The 21398-nt window shown below is 71.0% G+C and carries 23 protein-coding genes; 19 read left to right on the plus strand and 4 right to left on the minus strand.

Going from position 1 to position 21398, the window contains the following annotated elements; all coding sequences use genetic code 11:
• Window positions 1–142: 142 nt before the first annotated feature.
• The 4 genes from OG624_RS41850 to OG624_RS41865 all read left to right on the plus strand — a co-directional run bounded on the left by OG624_RS41850 (window position 143) and on the right by OG624_RS41865 (window position 2772).
• Entirely contained in the window at window positions 143–628 is a 486-nt protein-coding gene (locus OG624_RS41850) for a hypothetical protein (protein WP_033220380.1), read from the plus strand.
• 33 nt (window positions 629–661) lie between these two features.
• Complete coding sequence (locus OG624_RS41855) at window positions 662–1243, plus strand: hypothetical protein (protein ID WP_033220382.1); 582 nt, start codon at window positions 662–664, stop codon at window positions 1241–1243.
• A 124-nt stretch (window positions 1244–1367) separates the two neighbouring features.
• Window positions 1368–1805, plus strand: a complete 438-nt coding sequence (locus tag OG624_RS41860; protein WP_033220384.1) for a glutaredoxin domain-containing protein — start codon at window positions 1368–1370, stop codon at window positions 1803–1805.
• 745 nt (window positions 1806–2550) lie between these two features.
• On the plus strand, window positions 2551–2772 hold the full coding sequence (locus OG624_RS41865; protein ID WP_331721016.1) for a hypothetical protein: 222 nt from the start codon (window positions 2551–2553) through the stop codon (window positions 2770–2772).
• 154 nt (window positions 2773–2926) lie between these two features.
• Here OG624_RS41865 and OG624_RS41870 read toward each other — a convergent pair whose 3' ends face one another.
• From OG624_RS41870 to OG624_RS41880, 3 genes are all read right to left on the minus strand, one after another.
• Window positions 2927–3145 carry a hypothetical protein gene (locus tag OG624_RS41870; RefSeq protein ID WP_158711827.1) on the minus strand — a complete coding sequence of 73 codons (219 nt, stop codon included), beginning with the start codon at window positions 3143–3145 and terminating at the stop codon, window positions 2927–2929.
• Between the two features lie 125 nt (window positions 3146–3270).
• Window positions 3271–3426 (minus strand): hypothetical protein, encoded by a 156-nt coding sequence (locus OG624_RS41875; RefSeq protein ID WP_158711828.1) that lies wholly within the window; start codon window positions 3424–3426, stop codon window positions 3271–3273.
• A 30-nt stretch (window positions 3427–3456) separates the two neighbouring features.
• Window positions 3457–3828: a hypothetical protein gene (locus OG624_RS41880; RefSeq protein WP_033220390.1), complete on the minus strand. Its 372-nt coding sequence runs from the start codon at window positions 3826–3828 to the stop codon at window positions 3457–3459.
• Window positions 3829–5446: 1618 nt separating this feature from the next.
• Here OG624_RS41880 and OG624_RS41885 point away from each other — a divergent pair.
• Together OG624_RS41885 and OG624_RS41890 are read left to right on the plus strand one after the other, a co-directional pair.
• Window positions 5447–6370 (plus strand): hypothetical protein, encoded by a 924-nt coding sequence (locus OG624_RS41885; protein ID WP_033220392.1) that lies wholly within the window; start codon window positions 5447–5449, stop codon window positions 6368–6370.
• Window positions 6371–6476: 106 nt separating this feature from the next.
• A complete protein-coding gene (locus tag OG624_RS41890; RefSeq protein ID WP_051763267.1) occupies window positions 6477–7202 on the plus strand; it encodes a DUF4241 domain-containing protein in 726 nt (241 codons plus the stop codon).
• Between the two features lie 543 nt (window positions 7203–7745).
• On the opposite strand, the gene OG624_RS41895 is transcribed toward OG624_RS41890, so the two are convergent.
• On the minus strand, window positions 7746–8720 hold the full coding sequence (locus OG624_RS41895; protein ID WP_158711829.1) for a helix-turn-helix transcriptional regulator: 975 nt from the start codon (window positions 8718–8720) through the stop codon (window positions 7746–7748).
• Between the two features lie 328 nt (window positions 8721–9048).
• On the opposite strand from OG624_RS41895, the gene OG624_RS41900 reads away from it, so the two are divergent.
• The 13 genes from OG624_RS41900 (at window position 9049) to OG624_RS41960 (ending at window position 21396) form a co-directional block, all read left to right on the plus strand.
• Window positions 9049–9336, plus strand: a complete 288-nt coding sequence (locus OG624_RS41900) for a hypothetical protein (protein ID WP_161296469.1) — start codon at window positions 9049–9051, stop codon at window positions 9334–9336.
• A 43-nt stretch (window positions 9337–9379) separates the two neighbouring features.
• Window positions 9380–10360 (plus strand): LLM class flavin-dependent oxidoreductase, encoded by a 981-nt coding sequence (locus OG624_RS41905; RefSeq protein WP_331721018.1) that lies wholly within the window; start codon window positions 9380–9382, stop codon window positions 10358–10360.
• Between the two features lie 91 nt (window positions 10361–10451).
• Window positions 10452–11489, plus strand: a complete 1038-nt coding sequence (mpaB, locus tag OG624_RS41910; RefSeq protein WP_331721019.1) for a daptide biosynthesis RiPP recognition protein — start codon at window positions 10452–10454, stop codon at window positions 11487–11489.
• Complete coding sequence (gene mpaM, locus OG624_RS41915) at window positions 11486–12298, plus strand: daptide-type RiPP biosynthesis methyltransferase (protein WP_331721020.1); 813 nt, start codon at window positions 11486–11488, stop codon at window positions 12296–12298. The genes mpaB and mpaM overlap by 4 nt, the downstream gene beginning before the upstream one ends.
• Window positions 12295–13563 carry a daptide-type RiPP biosynthesis aminotransferase gene (gene mpaD, locus OG624_RS41920; protein ID WP_033220400.1) on the plus strand — a complete coding sequence of 423 codons (1269 nt, stop codon included), beginning with the start codon at window positions 12295–12297 and terminating at the stop codon, window positions 13561–13563. Before mpaM ends, mpaD begins: the two co-directional genes overlap by 4 nt.
• A 4-nt stretch (window positions 13564–13567) precedes the next feature.
• Complete coding sequence (gene mpaC, locus OG624_RS41925; protein ID WP_331721021.1) at window positions 13568–14767, plus strand: daptide-type RiPP biosynthesis dehydogenase; 1200 nt, start codon at window positions 13568–13570, stop codon at window positions 14765–14767.
• Between the two features lie 90 nt (window positions 14768–14857).
• A complete protein-coding gene (locus OG624_RS41930) occupies window positions 14858–15013 on the plus strand; it encodes a daptide-type RiPP (protein WP_167745542.1) in 156 nt (51 codons plus the stop codon).
• A gap of 168 nt (window positions 15014–15181) precedes the next feature.
• Entirely contained in the window at window positions 15182–15331 is a 150-nt protein-coding gene (locus OG624_RS41935; RefSeq protein ID WP_167745543.1) for a daptide-type RiPP, read from the plus strand.
• A 60-nt stretch (window positions 15332–15391) separates the two neighbouring features.
• Complete coding sequence (locus OG624_RS41940) at window positions 15392–15547, plus strand: daptide-type RiPP (RefSeq protein WP_167745544.1); 156 nt, start codon at window positions 15392–15394, stop codon at window positions 15545–15547.
• A gap of 75 nt (window positions 15548–15622) precedes the next feature.
• Window positions 15623–15775, plus strand: a complete 153-nt coding sequence (locus OG624_RS41945) for a daptide-type RiPP (RefSeq protein ID WP_167745545.1) — start codon at window positions 15623–15625, stop codon at window positions 15773–15775.
• Between the two features lie 185 nt (window positions 15776–15960).
• Window positions 15961–17604, plus strand: coding sequence for a daptide biosynthesis intramembrane metalloprotease (gene mpaP / locus OG624_RS41950; RefSeq protein ID WP_371640955.1), 1644 nt, complete (start codon window positions 15961–15963; stop codon window positions 17602–17604).
• Between the two features lie 13 nt (window positions 17605–17617).
• Window positions 17618–20128, plus strand: coding sequence for a class III lanthionine synthetase LanKC (lanKC, locus tag OG624_RS41955; protein ID WP_331721023.1), 2511 nt, complete (start codon window positions 17618–17620; stop codon window positions 20126–20128).
• Window positions 20125–21396: a YcaO-like family protein gene (locus tag OG624_RS41960; protein WP_266449271.1), complete on the plus strand. Its 1272-nt coding sequence runs from the start codon at window positions 20125–20127 to the stop codon at window positions 21394–21396. Before lanKC ends, OG624_RS41960 begins: the two co-directional genes overlap by 4 nt.
• Window positions 21397–21398 lie beyond the last annotated feature (2 nt).

Consider the following 21398-nt stretch of genomic DNA (forward strand, 5'->3'; position numbering starts at 1 on the left):
GGCCGCACTCTACGTGCGGCCCACGGGCGGCCCGGAAACCGCTGGTCAAGAAGGGGTGTAGGTGACGTAGGACCGTCGCGGAGATCGCAAAATACGTGACGCCGGGGACGCAAGCGACGAGGTGTACGTACGGTCCGCTCTCATGAGATCAAGCACCCGCCGCCCCTCCCTCCTGACGCCGGAGCGGATCGAGAGCATCGTCAAGGCGACCGCCGTGGGCGTCGCCAACTCGCTCGCCGCCGAGGGCGCCGGCGTTTCCCGGGCCACCCTCGCGCGGTGGACGGCCCGCGGCCGCAACGCCACCCAGGCCCGCGAGGACGGCGAACCCGCGAACGCCGCCGACGACGTGTACGTCGAGCTGTACCGGCGGGTGAACTCCGCTCGGGGCGCAGATGGCCGCCCGGGCCATCGCGCGGGTTCTGCAGGCGGGCGCCGGGAGCCTGGTTCTCGAGGAACGCGTGCGCACCTACAACGACCGGTCACCGGCCTGGACGTCGAGGAACTGCAGACCCGTTACCTGCGGCCGGACCGGCGGGCGGCGGCCTGGTGGCTGCTGCTCACCGAGCGCCAGATGTTCGGCCGGGCCGGCTTCGCACTGCTCCGCAAGCGAGTCCTGTTGGCTCACTGATCGATGTCAGATGCGCGCGATAGCTTCCCCCACATGGGTGTTTACCTGGTGAGCGTCGGCGCGGAGGAATGGTTCGGTGACGAGGAGGACGGATGGGGTGAAGTCGCTTCGGCACTCGATGCTGAACTCACGCGGCGGGGCCTGCCGCCTTACGAGGACGTCCCCGCAGAGACGGCCTTCGCACCTGGCTCAGGGCAAGCTTTCGAGGAAAAGCTGACCCCCGACATGACCGGGTTCCTCGCCTTGTGTCAGACGCACCTGTCACGAGAGGAATCGGAGATCCTCTGCGGCTGGACCGTGCTCGTGCCCTTCTCTCTCGATGAGGAGATCTGGTTGCCCATCGAATCCGACGACCACGACTCCATGGTCGCCGGCGCTCCTCAGGTACTACCACTCGCAGAGAAGCTGGCGGCAGCCATCGATCTGCCGGCCGAAACCCCGGCGACATGCGACAACCTCGACCTGAGCACGTGGTTCAGGCACGAAGCGAAGGAACTGGCCGCTGGTCGAACAGGACCGTGGACCAAGGACCTGGCCACAGCCTTCTACGTCGCACTGTTCCTGCGCGCTGCACAGCACTCGATCCGACGCGGCTGCCCCATCGTCTGCACCTGAGGCCCACCTTCGGTCCCACTGGTCTCCCAGCGAAGATCACCCGCGTGCACGCGTCACGGAAAGCGGCTCTGTCGCCGCGGGCTAGTTCGAGGAGCATTTCGACTTATCGATAGCCTGCATCATCATGATGCGCGCTTGGATCCTGCCGATGCTGCTTGTTCTCAGCGGCTCAGCCGTCGCGGCCGGGCTGTTCTTCAAGGGGAGCCCCGGCACAGCCGCAGCATTCCTGCTGGCGTTCCTGGCGCTCGCCGGCGTGAACTCACCCCTGATCTTCCCGAGGTCGATCGGTGCGCAGGAAGCACAACGCCGCAGCACGGTCGACGGCCGACCGGTCGTCTTCTGGCGGCCTGGCTGCAAGTACTGCATACGACTGCGCATCCGGCTGGGCCGCGGCGCTCGCCAGTTGCACTGGGTCAACATCTGGCGCGACCCGGCAGGAGCCGCAACGGTGAGGGCAGCCAATGACGGCAACGAGACCGTGCCGACCGTCGTCGTGGCGGGCCGGCCACACACCAACCCCGACCCCGAATGGGTGCACGAACGGCTCTCCCCTTCCGCGTGATCAGAAACCGCACCCGACGGAGAGCCACCTGCAGACCTAAACGCACGGAGGTTGCAAGACAAGCTCAGTGAAGGCGTCGACATCCGGGGCCGCGGCCGCGCGCAGCAGAGGGGTGAGACTGAAGGCGTGGCGGGCATCCTCCCAGGCGGCCTTGTAGCGGTCTGCGGCGGTGCGCACGGTCGCCGCTCCGGAGCCGGTTTTGAGGGGGACGACGGTCGCCACGGGGGTGCTCGCCATGTCGGGGAACGGATGCGTTCTCCCTGGTCGACGATCACCGTAGTGCAGATAACAGGGCAGTTATCTGCGGCAACGGATGGAAATGCCCTCACCTACTGCGGGCCGCGTGCCTACTGCGCAACTCCTCGTCGGCCGGTGGCGCGCAGGCCGAACCGGTCGGCGGCGTACTGCTGGGCGGCCAACATCAGGTCGACGGTGGCGGGGGAATCGAGCCCGCGCTCTGAGTTTGGGAATCACCAGGCCGTCACGGAAGGGGTTGACGCTGACCAGCGCAAACGGCCTCTGGTGATTAATCGATCGCGAGGCGTCCCGCTTGACTGCTCTTGACCGCTGGGATCCGCCCTGGCGCGGATGTGGCACGGGCTTCCATCCGCTCTGGCGGGTCGCGTCACGACCCCGCACCCGACAACACTGTCACCCGAATGGCCCAACATAACGTGCCACCCACATGGGTGAAGATCAAGATGGCTAGTGCCCCAACCGAGGCAATCTGTGAAAGGCGAACCAAATGCGCATTCGACGAATCCTCGCCGCAGTCTTCGCCACGGCAGCCCTCGCCGGACTCGGCCTCACGGGCGCCGCCACCGCCGCCGGCGTCACCCCGGCCAGCGTCACCCCGGCCAGCGTCACCCCGGGTGAGTGCACGGACAACGGCGGAACGATCGATCGGTCGACGCCCGTGCTCCCGACCTGCAGGGGCGGTATGTACGACGGGCAGACCGTCGACTAAACCCCACTAGGGCCCGTTGCGACGCAAGGCGCTCGACTGGGAAGCCCCAGCCGAGCGCCTGTCTGAACTGCTCGCCACCACACGTCGGTGATCACGTGGTGCAACGACCCCTGGAATTCGCCGAGGGGCAGGGCCCTGGTGGTGTGATCATCCGTCAGACCGCCCAGAAGCCGCCGGCAAAATCCTGATTCATGGAATCGTTCTCGGCCAGGTTGGCAAGACTGAGTGATTTGCCATTGAAGGCCGCGTTCGTGCCGGAATCTGGCACTTCAAGCCCAGAACTGGGTGCGCTCGCCGCCTGGGCGGTGCCGGTCATCGTCAGGGCTGCCCCCGCGAGGGCGAGGGCGGCGAGTGCGCGCTTGGTGTTGTTCATACGCGGCCAACGACCTTGCGTCGTTCGAGTCACGACTGCCCGGCGCGGGCGTCGGGCAGCCGTGACGCTGGTGCCGTGCCGCCTCTTGGTCGGCTATATGGCCCAACGAAGAGGACGCTCGCTGCTCACGGCACGGTCGCGGTACGCCTTCCCGGACGGCATTCAGCGTGGGCGCGGTCGTGGCGGGCCAGGTGGGCGGCGGCGATCTCGGCGAGAGCCGGGCCTGTGCTCTCGTAGGCGAGGGGGGCCAGGTCCGGGGGCGGGATGTAGCCCTCGGGCATGGCCGCATACGCGCGGTCCAGCAGGTCGGCCTAGCCGTCGGCCAGGGCCTGGGGCCATGCGCCGGTCAGCGGGGGACGCATGCGGGCCTCGGCGGCGAGCGCGGCGTGATGCGCGGCCGCCTCTGCGGCTGCCTCCTTCTGGGAGACGGCTGCCGCGTCCTTGGATACCAGCTCGGTGGCGAGCGCCGCGACCTGTCCCACGGTGAGGCCGGAGCGCTCGGCCAGGTCCCCGAAGGTGAGCCGGGCGCCGGACACCAGAGCCTCCAGCATGGGGCGCACGGAGGTGTGGAGCTTCCATTCGTGTCCGGCGGCGCGCAGCGCGACGGCCCTGTTGGTTCCCTCCAGCGCGGTCCAGGCAGCGGTGATGACTCCCGGCCCCCGGAACCACCCGGCCCCGGCCACACACGATCCGCCAAACCGAACGCCTCCTGCGGCTGACGCACCCTCACCGCGGGGCCCAGTGTCTCGACCCGTCGTGTCTTCAATTGAAGACACCTCCCGGCGTCGAATCCCACTCGCCCTGCGAAATCCCGTCGTGGGCGAAAGGGCTGGGGAGCGCATCCTCCGGCAGCCGACGATTGGTGCCGTTTGCCCGCCCTACGGCCGAGGAGCACTCTTCGCTCGCGTTCACAGGCGGCTTTGCGATTCCCATACCTGCAGCAAGCCTCGCGGTCGGTGTGTATCTTTTTCGATCATCAGGTACGGGGGAGTGATTCTGATGCGCAATCAAGCTTGCCTTGCAAGGGTGGAAGACCGGCCTCAAGAGGCGGCCTCGCTGCCGGCCCTACAGGACCGGGGTGCACGTCGTGCTGCCGGCCTGAATCGGCCGCAGGTCGCGGCGGCGGTGGGCGTCCGACGAAAGGCCTACGGCGACTCCCGCGAAAGCGTGCTCCACCGCCCTGTCGCCACAACAAGCCCGTAAAACTGCTGAGGCCGTCCCTGCGCCAACAGGAACGGCCTCGTACAGCAACCGACTCGCCAACTTTGCGGAGCCCGAGTCGTGTCCGGTGAGGTGACCTCGCCGGGGGTGATGCTCGTGGGCCTACGGCCCGCGTGGTCACCGATACCCAGAATAGGGGCCACTCACAATCGAAGGCCACCATTCCGGGCCCCTGTCTGGTCACACTTCCGTTCGCGGCTCCCCTACCGGGGAGATCCATCCCGTGTCTGACCTGCACGTATACGTACCGACCCGCCGGGCACCCGGCACCCTTGCGGCCTTGGTCGTGGGTGGTGCCAGGTGAGCCTGTACCCCGTCTTGTGGGCAATCGATCACGCCCCGGTCAACGACGCCGAGGAGCGCGCCATCCTGGTGGCCCTGGTGGTCAAGGGCGACTTCGACGGAATGAACTGCTTCCGCTCGTACCCCACCCTGGCCGCCGCTGCGCGAGTGGACCCGAAGACCGCCGGCCGCAGATGCCGTGCGATGGAGTCCCGGGGAATCCTGCGCCGCCAGACCAAGCACCAGTCACGGACATGGCTTTCCATTCCCAAGGAACAGCGGCCCGTGATCTGGGAGGTCATGATCCCGGCCGAGTGGTGGAGTGCCGCACAGCTGGAGTCCATCAACGAGCAGCGTGCGGGCTTGGGCCGCGCTGCGCTCACCCCTGACAACCGGCCGCCGCTGGCCGCGGCCCCTCCCAAGAAGACCAGGTCCGACAAGGGCGTGAAGCGCTCGAGGACGACCTCTTCGGCGCCCACCCCGGGGACTGACAGTCCCCGGGGCAAAGAAGACATTCCGACAGGGGGGGTGGGGACTGCAAGTCCCCACCCCCCGGACTTGCAGTCCCCACCCCCGGGACTACAAGTCCCCCAACCTTCTGAGTCACCTTCCGAGTCACCATCCGAGAAGAACCCCCTCGGTTCGGCCTTAGGCCAAAGTGCGGGTGGTTTCGCGCCCGCGGGCGCGCGCGAGAGTGCCGGCGCGAAATCTCAGGCCGGCCCGGGCGGCTCCGCCGCGAACCAGGAAGATGTCGGTACGGGAAAGCAGCGGCGGCGTAGGAGGCAGTCCGCGCAGCCGGTGAGCGAGCTGGTGCCGGTGGCGGGGGAGGACGAGGTCTACCGCCTGCTGGACAGCCTGCGCATCCTCGACGCCCCGGCGTCCCGCATCAAGATCCTGCGTCGCGCGGTCCGTGCGTACCTGGGGCACAACCCTGATACCCGCACGACCGCCTTCGACATGTACCCCCGCACTCCCGCCCACGCCGCGACGCGCATCAACTGGAAGTGGCACATCACGAACGGCCCTGACCGCGCGCACCCGGAGTACGACGGCCCGGACAGGATCCTGCGCCCGGCCGGCTACCTCGCCACGCTCCTGATCGAGCAGGAATGCGACCTGCCGCAGTGCGAGATGGGTGTCCACCTGGACAGCGGCGAGGAATGCCGGCTGTGCCGCTACCGGGAGGTGGAACGGATCGGGCTCGCCGAGTCGAAGCGCCTTGACGCGGAACACCGCGCGCTGCTGCAGCAGCAGCGTGACGGGGCTGCCGTGGACCGTCGGAGCGCCATCGATGCGCTGTACGACGAGGCGGTGGCCGCGAACGCGGCGTACGACCGGATCCGGGCCGCTCGCGTCGCCGCGGCCGCCGAGGCCGATGAAATGGCCCGCCTGCGCGAGCGACTGGCCCAGGACCACCCGGAACTGGCCGCCGCCCGGATCCCCCGGCCCCGGGAAGGCGAAGCCGGCTACGCCTCAGCCGGCCGGCGAGGCCGTCGGGCCCTCGAGGAAGAGACGGCCCGTGCCGCGCTCGTGCGTGAGGGGCTGCGCGGCACCGCCCTGGACGACGCGGTCCGCAGCCACATGGCCGCCTGGAGGGCCGACCGCCGACAGGGGGCGCACGCCGGCGACCCGGCCGCTCGTGCCGTTCCGGTCGGTGCCTGGCCGACGGGTAACCATCAGCAGTCCGAGGAGGCCCCGTTCCAGCCTCTGGGCGGCCTCTGAGAGCTTTCCAGGCCCGGGCATGGCCACTGTTCGCGAAGTCTCGATGTCAGCGGGCCCACGTAGCTTTCGGTTGACCGCCTGGCTGGGCGGCGAGGAGGGGTGAGACATGAAGTGGGTAGGGGACGCGCGGCTGGCAGCCGGGCCTGAAGCCACCTGGTACTTGGAGACGGCTTTCACGCCCGGTGCTCACCTGGGGACGGTGTACGACGATCCGACAACACCCATCGTCGTGACGAGCGTCGAGGAGGTGACGACCATCCGTGTACCCAGCGGCCGCCTTGTGGTGGATGCACCGTGGGACGATGACGACACCTGGAGATATGAGCGTGGGTTGCCGACGGGGCCCCCGCGGGAGCTGGCGGTGCGCATTCCCCCGGGCGTCTACCGAGTGGAGATCGCGTGGACGGCGGGCCCGTACGAGTTCTTCGGCGAACACTTCGATGGCGTCGAGTGCGCGGCGACCCGGTTGCGCGTCAGTGACGCTGCTGTGGTCGGGTGGGAGATGGGCCTGGGTGTCGGTGAGGACGTCGACCGGCTTCCGCCGGGCGAGCATCCCCGGTTCGGCGCTGACCACAATGTTGGATGCTTCGCCGACGCCGGCGCATGGACGACGTTGTCCGCGCCGTTTCGCACCATTGTGGATGGCCGTTGGGAGCCGCGTGACATCGGACAGCTGCCGGACGGCTGCGAGCGGATCAGCGACGAGTCACAACAAGCCGATCTGGTTACGTTCACGGCACTGTCAGGCGGCGTTGTCTGGTTGGGGCGGACCGAGACCGGCGACGTGGCCTCGATCGTCGTCACCAGTGGCATGGCCTACGCCAAAGCATGACGTCGCTGCCGCCTCTCCCTGTCAGGTGAGCCGGCCGGTCACCTGCCGTACCGTCGGCGGCCATGGCAGTGCTACGGATGGAGCCCCGCGCACGGTGGCGATGCATGCCGTAGGTGACGGAGCTTGCTCAGCGATCAGCTCGCCGTGGAGTCGGGTGACGTCGGTACGTCCCTCCGTGAGCCGTCGTTCGAGGTAGGGCTTGTAGGGGTCGAGTCTGCTGGCCGGGGTCGGTTCTCGCGGATGGTGTCCTGCCCGTGTGCAGCGTTCGCGTATCGGAGGACGGTGTAGAGGTCCCAGCCCAGGTGCCTGGCGATCGCCCGGCGTGAGTGGTGGCCTTGGGCGAGCGTTTCGTGGACCAGTGCGTGTGCTGCCTTCTTGCGCTCGGTCCGCCAGCCGACGGGCTCGGCCCCCCGGCGAGAAGCCGCTCCGCGGTCGGCCGACTCGTTCCGTTGGCCGGTCGGCCGCCCCGAGGGGCGGCCGACCGGCCGAGGGAGGGCGATGGCCATCGCGTAGCGGCCGAAGCTCCCGGTCGTGCGCCGGCTTCTAGTTGAGCCAGCCCTTTTCGTGTGCGAGGAGTGCCGCTTCCACCCGGTTGGCGGCGCCGAGGCGGCGCATGATGAGGGCTAGGTGTTTGCGGTAGGTGCGTACCGATACCCCGAGACGGCGTGCCGCGGTTTCGTCCTTGTCGGCTTCCCTGAGCATGGTGAGGATCTTGCGTTCGATGGGGGAGGGCATGTCGGCGTCCTCGCTGGGGAGTTCCTCCGCCGCCGCCCACATGCGTTCGAAGAGTGTGACCAGGGTGGCGACCAGGCCGTGTTCGCGTACGAGGAGTGCCCCCAGAGCGGTGCGGGTGGGGTCGATGGGGGTCAGTGCGGCCGATCGGTCGACGATGATCATGCGCTCGATCGGATGCTGGGAGACCCGTACCTCGGCTCCGTGCTGGACCAGGTCGCGCATGTAGGCGAGCGTGGCGTCGTCCTGCAGGATGGCCGAACCCATGGTCATGCGAAGGCGCACGCCACGGCGCAGCAGCCGCATGTTGATGGGGCGTGAGACGGCGATCGATTCTTCGGAGATGACACCCACCGGTTCCGTGGTGAGAACCTCGGTGCGGGCGAAGAAGGTCAGTCGGTCGATGGCTTCGCGGACCGCCTCGATCCCGTGCAGCTGCATGATCATCTGATCGTCGTCGCTGCTCGCGCGCGGTGCCGGTTCGGCCGTCCAGCGCTCCCTGAACAAGGACTCGATCACCGAGTGCTGCGCCGCCTCGGTCTCCAGGTCTTCCCGCAGGCGGCGCAGGCGGCCGTCGATCAGGGCGTCCACGGCCCGGGGCGGAGGGACGGGGCGGAACGCGCCCTGGGAGTTCCGGGTGGCGAGCCCCAGTACCACCAGCCTCTCCAGGCTCGGCTCCTCGGACGATGCGTGCGCGTCCGGATCCGGCTCCTGGGTGCCGGGCGACGGCTGGCGCGATTCGCGGCGCAGGAGAGTGCGGTACAACCGCTCCTCTTCCTCGTTCACGCCCAAGAAAGCGAGCAGGTTGCCCATCCATGTCCCCCTGTTGACGGTCGATCAACGAGCAGTCCCCGGAATCCTCAGACGCCCGTACCCGAGTGTCAACGACCGATCTTGATGTTGCTAATCGGCGTTGATTTCCGCTGCCGGACATCGGGCCTGGTGACGGTGCGTCAGCGGTGGCGGGAAGACGCTGCAGGATGAGGAATCAGGGTGTGCAACAAGCTGCGCGCGCACGGCCTCCTGACGGCCTCCCCCAGACGGCAGAGTCGTTCTCGCAAGGAAACAGCAGAAGCGCAGAGTGAAAGCCGCGCCGAGTATGGGGGAGATACCCGTGAGCCGCTCCACGTTCCGCAGCCCGCTTTCGTCCCGTCGTCGTGGACAGGCCGCCGTCATCGGCCTGCTGACCGCGGGAATGATCGCCCTGGCCGGCCAGGGAACCGCCTTCGCCGCCGAGCAGCCGGCGGAGAGCCGGACGGCGGCGACGACCGTGGCGGCGGACCGGACCGGGAACGTGACGCTGTCCGTCCCGGGGATCGACCCCATCGCGTGGCTCGAGACCGTCGGCGATGTGATCTCCGACGTGGTGACGCCGAAGAAGGACAACACCGACTGGCAGTAGTCCGGGGCCAGACCATCACCACGACCGAGGAGAACCCGACACCATGACCGACTACTCCGTGCTTCTTCCGTGCGTCCCGCGCCGCCTGGAGCAGGCCCTTCCCTTCGCCGGACTGGTCCGGTGGACCGAGGCGGTGCGCCTGTGGCAGGGGCAGGCCATGGTGATGGAGCCCCACCAGACCTTCACCGGCCTGGCCGGAGCGGGGTTCCGGGTCCCGACCGGCTTCGGCGTCACGCTGATGCCCCTGCGCCACCCCTACGAAGCCGCCCTGCAGGCGCGGTCCGTGGCGCTGGCCACCGGGGAACCGGTGATCGCGGGATTCGGCCCGGGAGCCAAGGCCTTCCAGGAGAACATCCTGGGAGCGCCGTACGAGAAGCCGCTCCAGGTGGCACGCCAGTACGTGACGGCGGTACGCCGCCTGCTCGACGGCGAGACGGTCGTCATGGACGGTCCGCACCTGAGGTTCCGGGGACAGCTGGCCCCGGTCGCCGCGCCCAGGGTCGATGTGGGTCTGGGTGTGCTGCGGCCGGCGATGGCCCGGCTGGCGGGCGAGGTGGCGGACGTCGTGATCACGTGGCTGACACCGCCCGGATACCTGCGGGACGTCATCCTGCCCGCAGTGGCCGAAGGCGCCGAACGGGCCGGGCGGACGTCACTGCCCCGCATCGTGGCCATGGTGCCGACGGGGCTGGAGAAGGAGGAACGGGCGGGCGACGAGCCCGAACGGCTCGCCGTGGCCGGCAACGCGGCGCACATGGGCGCCCCGCACTACCTGGACATGCTCGGCCGGGCGGGTGTGGACGTCGGCTCCGGGCGGATCGAGGACGTGGCGCGCGGTGTCGTGGAGACCGGTGCGTTCGCGGGAGGCGATCTGCCGCAGGTGGTCAAGGCCCTGCGGGCCTACGAAGAGGTGGGGGTGGACGAGATCGTCCTGAACACCACCGCCGTTCACAAGCTGTTCGGTGCCCGGGAGTCACTCGCGGACCTCTCGGAGATCCTGCGGTCCGTCACGGCACCGCGCTGACCGAACGCCCGTAGCCGAACCCGCTCGCCGAACTCGATTCCCTGCTGCCCCGAGGCAGAGGGGGAAGCAGACCAGTAAAGGAATCTCTGGCATGGACACGACAGATCGTGGACGTCTGAAGCAGCACCTCATCTCCTGGGCCACCGCCTCCCCGCTCGCCGAGCCCGTCGGCTCCGGCGGCGTCGGCACCCTCGTCCTGGCCGATCCGGCGCACATCCCCGCCGTCATATCCGCCGGTCTCGTGGGCCCCCGCACGCTTCTTCTGGCACCCGGCGACGCGACCGGCGTCCTCGCCCCCGCCGTCGGCTACGACGGCAGCCTCGCGGAGGCCGGCGACGAGTTCTCCAACGGGCAGGACTTCTTCCTGCAGACCCATGCCTACGCCGCCAGCCCCTTCATGACCGTCTTCGGTCCGACCGTCGTGCGTGTCTTCGACCAGAGTGACTTCGAGGCCTTCCTCGCCGACGCCGACCGGGCGCTCGTCGAGGGCGTCTTCCCCGAGTTCCTCATCACCTCCTCGGTGGTGCTGGCCGACCCGGCCGCACTGACCGGTGCCCACGCCCCTGCGGACGGGCCCGCCCTGCGCCTCTACGTCGACCGCGACGGGCAGGTGTCCACCAGCCCCACCGGAGCGGTGCTCGGCACGGTTCACGACAGCCTGGACACCCTCACCGAGCGCTTCGCCCGGACCGGACCCGGCGCCGCCGCGCTGGAGGTGGCCGTGCCCGCCGAGGCACGGGAAGCGGCCCTGCTCGCCCGCCCCTTCCTGCCGCGCTACCTCGAAGCCGTCGCCGCGCTGTGCAGCCTCATGGCACGCGGGGTCACCGGTCTGCGGGTCTCCGGCTTCGGCTCCCGGCTGACCCCCGGACTCGCCGCGGCCGGCGCCGACCTGGCGGACCCCACCCTGCCGCTCGTGGTGTACGGGGACCAGGACGCGTACGTCGTCGTCGGCAGCCGCCTGTTCTCCGTCGAACGGCAGACCGCACAGGCCCTGGAGTGCCTGCTCGCGACGTCCGGAGAAACGGGCGACCTCGTCACCGCCGACCAGCTGGACCAGTTGGCCGAACTGGCCGACCGGCACGACCTGGCGCTGCCTGTACCGGTGCGCGTTGCGGCGGCCGCGCGATGAGCAACGCGACCTCCACGGTGGGGACCACCCTCGCCGCACGCCGCATCGCGGAACTCGGCGACAGGGCACGCGTCTGCGGTCTGTACGACGCCCTCGGCGCCCCGATGTACCACGACCTCGCCACCTACGACGACCCCGAGACCCGGGCCCTGCTGACCGCCGTGCGTGCGGCGCCCGGCCCCGTGCTCGACCTCGCGGCCGGCTCGGGACGCTTCACCCTGCCGCTGCTCGCCACCGGCCGGGAAGTCACCGCCCTGGACCTGTCCACCGACATGCTGGCGCTGCTGCGGACCGGGCTGGACCGCGCCCCGGCCTCGATGCGGGGCCGCTGCACCGTGGTGCAGGGCGACATGTCGCGCTTCGCACTCGGCCGGACCTTCCCGCACGTCCTGCTCGGCACCACCTCCCTCTCGCTCCTCGACGAGGACGGCCGCGCGGGCCTGTACCGCAGCGTCCTGGCGCACCTGTCCGACGGCGGCCGGTTCCTCCTGACCGTCCTGGAGCGGGGCGACGACGGCGGCCCCGACGAGACGTTCGTCCAGGTCACCGGAGCCGGCGGCACCGTCTACGAGCTCTACGAGCACTGGCCCGCCGGCGCCGACAGTCGAGCCGTCACCCTGCTTCCCGCCGAACCGCCGCAGGACGACAGCCCCGTCACGGTCTGCACGGACCGGGTGGCCGTCATCGACCTGCCCCGCCTGGAGGAGGAGCTCGCCGCGTCCGGCCTGCGCATCACCTCCCGCCAGCTCCTCTCCCCGCCCGGCGAGCGTCACCGCGTGACACTCCTGACCACGGAAGCCTCCCGATGACCGCGCTCTGGCCCTACCTCATCCCGCCGTCCAGCCACGGCGACGACAGCATCTGCGCCGTCGGCGCGACCGGGCACCGCGTCACCTTCGCGGACGGCCGTACCGTCCTCGACGCCGACAGCGGCGTCTGGAACGTGAACATCGGCTACGGCAACCAGCGCATCGCCGCGGCCATCGCCGAAGCCGCCGAACACGCCTCCTACCTCGGGGCCTTCCGCTTCGAGAACAGCTACGCCCGGCGCGCCGCCGAGGACCTCCTGCGGGTCTGCGGACCCGACCACTACTCCCGGGTCCTCTTCTCCACCGGCGGCGGCGTCGCCAACGACGCCGTCATGAAGCTGGCGCGGATCTACCACGCCGTAGAGGGCCGGCCCGGACGGAACCTGGTCGTCTCCCTCCGCGGAAGCTTCCACGGACTGACCTTCGGCGGCTTCGCCCTGACCGGCGAGGACCTGGGACAGCGGGTCTACGGGGTGGACCAGCGGCTGATCCGCCACGTCACCCCCAACGACACGGCCGAACTCGGCCGCCTGATGGCCGCGCTCGGCAACCAGGTCGCCGCGGTCATCGTGGAACCCGTCCTGGGAACCGGCACCCTCCCGCTCGAGGAGTCGTACATCGGCGAACTGGGCCGCCTGCGCGACGAGTACGGCTTCCTCCTGGTCGCCGACGAGGTCGCCACCGGCTTCGGCCGCACCGGAACCTACTTCGCCTCCGAGAGCTGGGAGGGTCGGCCCGACGTGCTCGTCACGTCCAAGGGCCTGACCAACGGAGCGTCCCCCGCCGCCGCCCTGGTGATCTCCCACCGGGTGACCGACGCGCTCGTCGAGCACGACACGATGTTCGCCCACGCCGAGACCCAGGGCGCGAACGCCATCGCCTGCGCCGCCATCAGCGCCACGATCGCCGAGATGGAACGCCTCGACGCGGTGACCGCGGGCCGCAACGTCGCCGCCTGGCTCCAGCAGGGGCTCTCGGAACTGGTGGAGCGGCACCCGCTCGCCACCCGTGCCACCGGCGTCGGCTGCTTCCGCACCCTGCACCTGGTCCACCCCGACGGCCGCCCCCTGGCCGGCACGGACGTCGCCGATCTCATCACCCGGATCCGGCAAGCGGGCGCCATCGTCCACCCCGGCCCCTCCGGCATCCAGCTCGTGCCCTCCCTGACGTACAGCCGTGACGAGGTCGCCGAACTCATGACCTGCATCGAAGAGGGCCTCGCCGGCCTGTCGGCGCCGGTGGCCTCCCTGGCCGCGAGGAGCTGACCCCATGCCCGCCACCCTCGACACCTACGACCGGATCCCGGAGCTGCTGCGGGATCTGAGCCCCACCGGCGTCACCGTCCTGGCCGACCCGGCCGTGGCCGCCCACGCCGTCACCCGGAAGGTCCATGCCGAGGTCGAACGCGCCGGGTTCACGCCCACCCTCGCGCTCACCCCGGCGGCAGGAGGGATGCCGGCCGTCGCGGCCTTCGCCTCCCGGCTCTCGCCCGGTGAGCTGGTCGTCGGCGTCGGCGGGGGCAGCACCCTCGACTTCGCGAAGCTCTCGGCCGCCGTCGGCCGCCGCCCCGAACTCCTGCGCTACCTGACCTCCCGCCAGCGCAGCGGACTCGTCGCCCTCCCGCTCACATGGGGGGAGCACGCCGAAGTCCTCGCCGTCCCCACCACCCTGGGCACCGGCAGCGAGGCCGGACCGGTCGCCTGCTTCCCGCACGAGGACGGCAAACGCATCGCGATGGGGGAGTGCCTGCGCCCCCGTGCCGCCCTCTGGGTACCCGAGGCCACCGAGACCCTCCCGGGACACCTCGTCCTGGACGGCGTCCTCGAAGCGATCTTCAGGACGGTCATCCCGTACAGCAGCGACACCCTCGACCTTCCCGAACAGGACGCCGCCGTCGAAGAACTGGCGGGCCGACTGCTCACGGACGGCGACGAACTGGCCCGGTACATCGGTGCCGGCTCGCCCGCCCCCGCACCGGGCCGGCTGCGGGTCGCCCGGCTCAGCGCCGAAAGCCAGCGCGGCACCATCAACATCGGCCGCAGCCCCTACGCGGTGAAGTGCTGGGCCCTCGCCAACGAGCTCTCCACCACCCTGGGCCTGGCCAAGATGCGCGCGGTCTGCGCCCTGTGGCCGGTCGTGTGGCGCCGCGCCCTGCAGGGAGACACACGCTTCGGCAGCGCCGAGCGCATCCACCGGCTGTGGGAGCAGCTGCGCCGGCAGGCCCCCTGGCTCGCGCCGACGCCCGACGAAGGCCTCGAACAGCTGATGCTGCGCTGGGGCATCGACCACACCGTGCACCTGCCCCCGCAGCTCCGCCACCGGATCGCCCTGCGCAGCGTGCGCGCCTGGGGCGCCGGACTTCCCACCCTCGCCGGGTTGAGCGCCGACGACGTCGTCGCGCTCCTCGCCGAGGCCACCGAGCCCACCCCCACCAGGGCGGGCTCCCCCGAACCCCTCTCGGCGGCCTGAGCGCCGACCCGGAGGAGCACAGCTCCACCCGCACCACCCACCGACGCCGCCCCGGAGAAGCCGGGGCGCACGGAACACGAGGAGAACGTCATGGCGAAGAACAACCTGGTCGAGCAGGAGCTGCAGGAGCTCGGCACCGAGCTGGAGATGCAGGAGCTGGAGCCCGTGCAGGCCCCGGGCTGGGCCACCAGCGTCGGCGTCAGCGTCGGCATCTCGATCGTCTCCGTCGCCTGGAGCCTCACCTAAGCAGGCCGGCTCCGGCCGCCCGGTCCACGAGGCCGTGCCCCGCGCACGGCCGGACACCCCCGACGGCTGCCGCACCGGCCCCGCCCCCTCAGGGGCCGCGCGGCAGCCGGGGGAACCCCGATCGAGCACCACCCCATCCGTCGCACAGCAGCAGAAAGAGAAACCGACATGAACGAGAACCTGGGCACCGTCGAGAACGCCGAGCTCGTCGAGCTCGAGATGCAGGAGCTGGAAGCCCTGGAGGCCCCGGGCTGGGGCACCTTCAGCGTCGCCTTCTCCACCGGCGTCTCGGTCGGCGTCTCGATCACGCTGACCTGATCCGCCCCGCACGACCTTCCCCCGACGACATCAGTCGCACAACCGAGTGAGGCGAAAGACATGAACGAGAACCTGGACACCTTCGAGAAGCCCGAGCTCGTCGAGCTGGAGATGCAGGAGCTGGAAGCCCTGGAGGCCCCGGGCTGGGGCACCTGGAGCGTCGCGTTCTCCACCGGCGTCTCGGTGGGCGTCTCGGTCGCGGTCTCCCTGACCTGAGTCGCACCACCCGCACCACCTGTACTACCCGCACCACTCAAACCATCCCTAGAACACCTCCGAGAGGAAACCGACATGGCTGAGAACCTGGGCACCTTCGAGAACGCCGAGCTCGTCGAGCTGGAGATGCAGGAACTGGAGACCCTGGAGGCCCCCGGCTTCTGGACCGGCGTCTCCATCGGCACGGCCATCAGCGCCTCCGTCGCCACCTCCATCACCCTCACCTGAGAGCGATCCAGGCGGGCGCACTGACGCGGAGGGAAAGGCAGTAGCCGACTCCCTTGCGCGCCTCGGAACCCCACTCGGGTGAGACCGAGGATCTGCGGTGGTCCGGCCGGCCCGGCCGGCCGGACCACCGCAAGGGTGCCGCGCGCTCTCCCCCTCCCCGAAGCCGTCCCGTGAAGGAAACGCCAGTGAGCGCTGTCATGAGTCCCCCGCCACCCACCATCCCGGCCCACGCGTGCCGGCCCCGCCTCGCCCCGAGCGCCGAGGTCCACTCGCCCGCCGACGGACAGGGCGGCGACTGGGTCCTCCAGCACGGCGCCCGCTACGTACGGATCACCGAGCACGTCGCGGACCTGGTCCGGGAGCTCGACGGGGAACGCGACCACGAGGCCCTCGCCGCCCGGCTGGGCGGAGTCTGGAGCGCCGATCGGGTCAGCAGCGCGATCACGCGGCTCGACTCCCTCAAGATGCTCGACGACGGCGAGACCCCGGCGCCCAAGGTCGCCCCCCGCTTCCAGATCGTCCCCCCGATGACCCTCCAGCTCACGGTGCTGCGGCCGGGGCGCACGATGCAGGCCATGCGCCCGGTGTTCGCCCGTCTCTTCTCCCGGGGAGTGGTGGCGGCCGGGATGCTGTGCGTTCTGCTCGGCGTCGCCGCGCTCGTCGCGCAGCGGGACGCGGTCACGGTGACGCTGAACAGCCCGCTCTCCGCGGTCTCGTTCGCCGGAGTGCTCCTCGCGCTGCTGGTCGGCGTCTCGATCCACGAGCTGGGCCACGCCGCCGTCCTCATCCGTTACGGGGGCCGTCCCTCGCGCATCGGCGTCATGCTCTTCTACCTGATGCCGGCGTTCTTCTGCGACGTCTCGGACGCCTGGCGGCTCCCGGACCGCAAGCAGCGCGTCCACACGGCCCTCGCCGGGCCCGCCGTGCAGACCTCCCTGGCGGCCATCTCCGCCCTCGTGGCCTGGCCGCTCGCGGCCGGCACCGCCAAGACCTGCCTGCTCTTCTTCGCCGTCACCAGCTACGGAACGGCCCTGCTGAACCTGACGCCGTTCATCAAGCTCGACGGCTACATCGCCCTGATGAGCCACGTGGACGTCCCCTACCTGCGCGACCGCGCCATGGCCGACGCCCGCCGGACGCTCGCCCGGATCCTGTTCGGCGGCACCTACAAGCGCGAACTGCCCACCCGGTGGACCGTCGCGTACGGCTTCGCCTGCCTCGCCTTCCCCGTGTACTTCCTGAGCACCGCCCTCCAGACCTGGCTCGGCACACTCCAGCGGGTCGGCTGGGTCGGACTCTTCCTGGCCGCCTCCGGCCTCATGTACATCGTGTGGATGCTGATCCGCGGCGCCCTGCGGCTCTCCGCCGAGGTGAAGGCCGCCGGCGTCGGCCGGGCCCGGGTCGCAGCCGTCTGCACGGTACTGGCCGCCGCCGCATGCGCCGCGCTGTTCCTGCCGACCCAGCAGACGGTGGCCGCGGCCTACGTCACCGACGCCTCCGGTGTCCGGCTCGTCCTGCCGCAGGGCTCCTCGGCCGAGCTGGTACGTCCCGGACAGCAGGTGACGCTGAAGACGAACGGCCTGGTGCTCCACGACACCGTCGCCACCGCCCGGGTCGGCTCCGCGCCGGCCGCCGAGACCGAGGTCCCGGTGTCCACCTACTTCCCCGTCGGTCTGGGAAGCGCCGTGGGCATGGACTCGACCGCCTTCCCGCTGGACCTCGACCGCAACCCGGCGCCGGCCACCGGCACCGCCGAGGTCGAGCTGGGCAGCGTGCCCCTGTGGAAGTCCCTCCACCGCACCTACGTGCTTCCGTTCCTGCCCTTCTGACCCTGGAGACACCGTGCTCGACACCCGGTTCATCAACTTCTGCCGCGCGGACTCGCTGTTCTACGACGCCGCCGCCGCCGAATCCGTCGGCGCGGACTTCCACGAGGGACGCACCCTGCCCGAGGGCTGGACCACCACCCGAGGACGCGAGTGGACGGTGTGCCTGCCACCGGACTGCCACACCCCCGACCAGGGCTGGAAGATCCACGTCGCGGCCTCTCCCGGCAACGCCGCCGAACTCCTGGACGCCGTGGCGCCCTACTGCGTCGAGCACGGGCTGATGTTCAAGTACATCTCCGACGAGGAGACGCTCAGCCGGCGCGGCAGCAAGTACGGGGACCGCAGCGCCAGCGGCAAGTTCATCACCGTCTACCCCGAGGACGAGACGGTTCTGAAGGAGACCCTGGACGCCCTGGACGCCCTGGTCGGAGGGACCCCGGCCCCGTCCGTACTGAGCGATCTGCGCTGGAAGGAGGGCCCGCTGTACGTGCGTTACGGCGGGTTCGTGCTGAAGACCGCCCGGCTCAAGGACGGCTCCCTGGTACCGGCGATCACCGCACCGAACGGCGAACTCGTCCCCGACGAGCGGCGCCCCGGATTCCGTCCCCCGGCCTGGGTCACGCTCCCCTCCTTCCTGGACGAGGCGGTCGCCGAGCGCCGCGCCCGCACCCTCACCGACTTCCCCTTCCGCGTCTACAAGGCCCTGCACTTCTCCAACGGGGGCGGCGTCTACCGGGCGGTCGACAAGCGCGACGGAACCGAGCTCCTCCTCAAGGAGGCCCGCCCGCTCGCCGGCCTCGACGCGGCCGGGGAAGACGCCGTCACCCGCCTCGAGCGGGAACACTGGGCGCTGTCCCAGCTCTCCGGTCTGGCAGCCGTCCCCGTCCTGAGGGACGTGCGCAAGGGAAGCGAACACCTCTTCCTGGCCCGCGACTACGTCGACGGCACCCCCCTCACGGACCTCGTACGCCAGCGCCACCCCTACGGAACCACCGACAACACGGCCCACGCCCGGGCGCAGTACACGGCCTGGGCGCTGCACATCCTCGGCCAGATCGCCGACGGCGTGGCCGCCATGCACGAGCGCGGTGTCGTCTTCGGCGACCTGCACCCGGGCAACGTCCTGGTCCGCCCCGACGACACCGTCGCCTTCATCGACATGGAGACCGCCACCCCCGCCGAGGAGATGCGCGCGCAGGCCATGGGTTCCCTCGGCTTCCGGGCCCCCGACCACCTCCGGGGCCCCGACGTCGACCTGTTCGCGCTCGACGTGCTCCGGCTGACCATGTTCGTCCCCATGCCGCACGTCGTGCCGTGGGGCACCGAGAAGATCCGCACCCTGATCGACGCGGCCGTCCGGGACTTCCCCCTCCCGGAGTCCTTCGTCCGCCAGATCGAACGCGGCCTCGGCGAGGACGTGCTGGGCGCGAAGACGGCGTACGGCGTGCCCTGGCCCGCCACCGGTGCGGACACCGGGAACCTCGTCACGGGGTTGGCCGACTCCATCATCCAGGCGGCCACACCCGAGCGGACCGATCGCCTCTACCCGGGCGACGTCTCGCAGTTCATCGTCGCCGACGGAGGTGTGACCTTCGCCTACGGGGCGGCCGGTGTGCTCTGGGCCCTGCACCGGGCCGGCGCCGACGTGCCCGCCGAACACGTCGAGTGGCTGCTCGCCCAGGCCGAGCACGTCGCCGGCGAAGGCCCGGGCTTCCTCACCGGCCTCGCCGGCGTCGCCTACACCCTGGACGCGCTCGGCCACCCCGACGCGGCCGACGCCGTCATGGACCGGGCCTTCGCCGGATGCGACGCCAACGTCGGGTCGACACTGGCGACCGGCCTCTCGGGCCTCGGCCTGACCGCACTGCACCTGGCCGCCCGCACGGGCGACGACCGGCGCCTGCGCCAGGCCCTCGAACTCGCCGACCGGCTCTGCGACACCCCGGCGCCCCAGCGCATCGGACTGCTGCACGGACGCTGCGGCCGAGCCCTGTTCCTGCTGCGCCTGCACGAGCACACCGGACGCACCGAGCTGCTGGAGCGGGCCGTGGCCGAGATCCACGCCGAGCTGGACGTCATCGAGGGCGCCGACTTCGACGACCGCTTCCTCACCACCGGCCTCGAGGGTTCCGCCGGCATCGTGCTCGCCCTGCGCGCCGTCCTGCGGCACACCCCCGACGACGGGCGGATCCGGTCCGCCGTGAGCCGCCTGGTGACCGGTCAGCGCGGCGGCTACTCCACCTCGTGCGGCATCCTGCACGGCCGTTCCGGCGAGATCCTGGCCCTCCAGGACGGCGGCACCGAGGCCGAGCGGGACCTCCTGCGCTACCACCTCGACGCCCTCGGCTGGGAAGCCATCGCCGCCGAACCCGGCCGCGTCGACTTCCTCGGCAACTACGGCTACCGCCTCTCCACGGACCTGGGCACCGGCTCGGCAGGCGTCCTGCTGGCCCTCGCCGCCCTGCGGGACGGCGCCCCGGCCCTGTCCTTCCTCGCACCCGCGGCATCCGGGGCACGGCTGTGATCGACATCCCGACCACCCTCGCCCCCGCCTCGGGCGTCGCCCTGCAGTACGCGGTGACGCCGCCCGGCGACGGCGATCCGCTGTGGAGCAGCGCGGTCGAACTCCAGCCGGTCGACGGGTTCACGGGCACCGTGGGCCCCGCGGCGGCCCTCCTGGAGCTGCCGCTGTCCGCCCGGTTCGCCGGCGCCAGCGGCACCTCCCGCACCGACGCCCTGCTGCGCGGCACGGGCGAAGCGGTCGAGCGGCGCGCCCTGCACCCCTCGGCCGCCCACCCCGCCCGCCTCGCCACCGCGGCCGACCTCGACGGCACGACGCTCTACGCGCACCACCCGGACCACGCCCTGTCCCACCCGGACGCCGAGACGGCCGTCCTGGGCTGGTACGAAGCCCGTGACCTGGACACGGACGCCCCCGTCCTCGTCCCCGCCGACCTCGTCGACTGGCCCGCCCGCCGGGCCGACCTGTTCGACCCGAGCCCGTCCGGGGCCGCGGCGGGCGCGAGCCTCGAGACCGCCCTCGCCGCGGCGATGACCGAAGTGACCGAACGCGACGCCCTCACCGTCGCCTGGGGCCGGCAGCTGCGCCTGCCGACGTACACCCCCGCGCCGGCCGACACCGCGCTGCGGGCGGTGTGGCAGCGGGCCGGCGCGGAGGGACTCACTCCCGTGCTCGCCCGCATACCCACCGCCGTGCCCGGACTGTGGTGCATGACCGCCTTCCTGATCGATCCGGAAGGGCCGGACGCCCTGGCCGCCGTCGGCATGAAGGCCTCGACCCGGCCCGCCGAGGCCGCCGTCAAGGCCTTCCAGGAGGCATGGCAGGTACGGGCCGCGCTGCGTGCCGTGCGCGCCCAGGGCGGGAGCGGTCACCCCGCCACGGTCGTGACGGAGCACGACCGCCTCTGCCACATGTTGACCCGCACCGCCTACGAGACGGTGCGCGACTGGGTCGCGGGCTTCCAGGAGCCGGAACCGCTCCCCGCCCTCCCGCCCACGCGGGACCTGGGGGCGGCCGAGATCCGGCGGGCCCTGAACGCCGACGGCGCGCATCTGCTCGCCGTCGACCTCACCCCGCGTCTCCCGTCCGCCGTCGCCGCCATGGGCTGGCACGTCGTCAAGGTCGTGGCCCCCGGCTACCAGAACCTGCGGATGGACGAGACCCACCTGTGGAGCTGGCACCTGCCCCGGCTGGCGTCGGCACCCGAGCGCACCGGCTGCCCCGCCGGCCTGGACGACCCGAGGACAGCGGCGCCGCACCCGCTGCCCTGACC

The organism is Streptomyces virginiae (assembly GCF_041432505.1).
Taxonomy (GTDB): domain Bacteria; phylum Actinomycetota; class Actinomycetes; order Streptomycetales; family Streptomycetaceae; genus Streptomyces; species Streptomyces virginiae_A.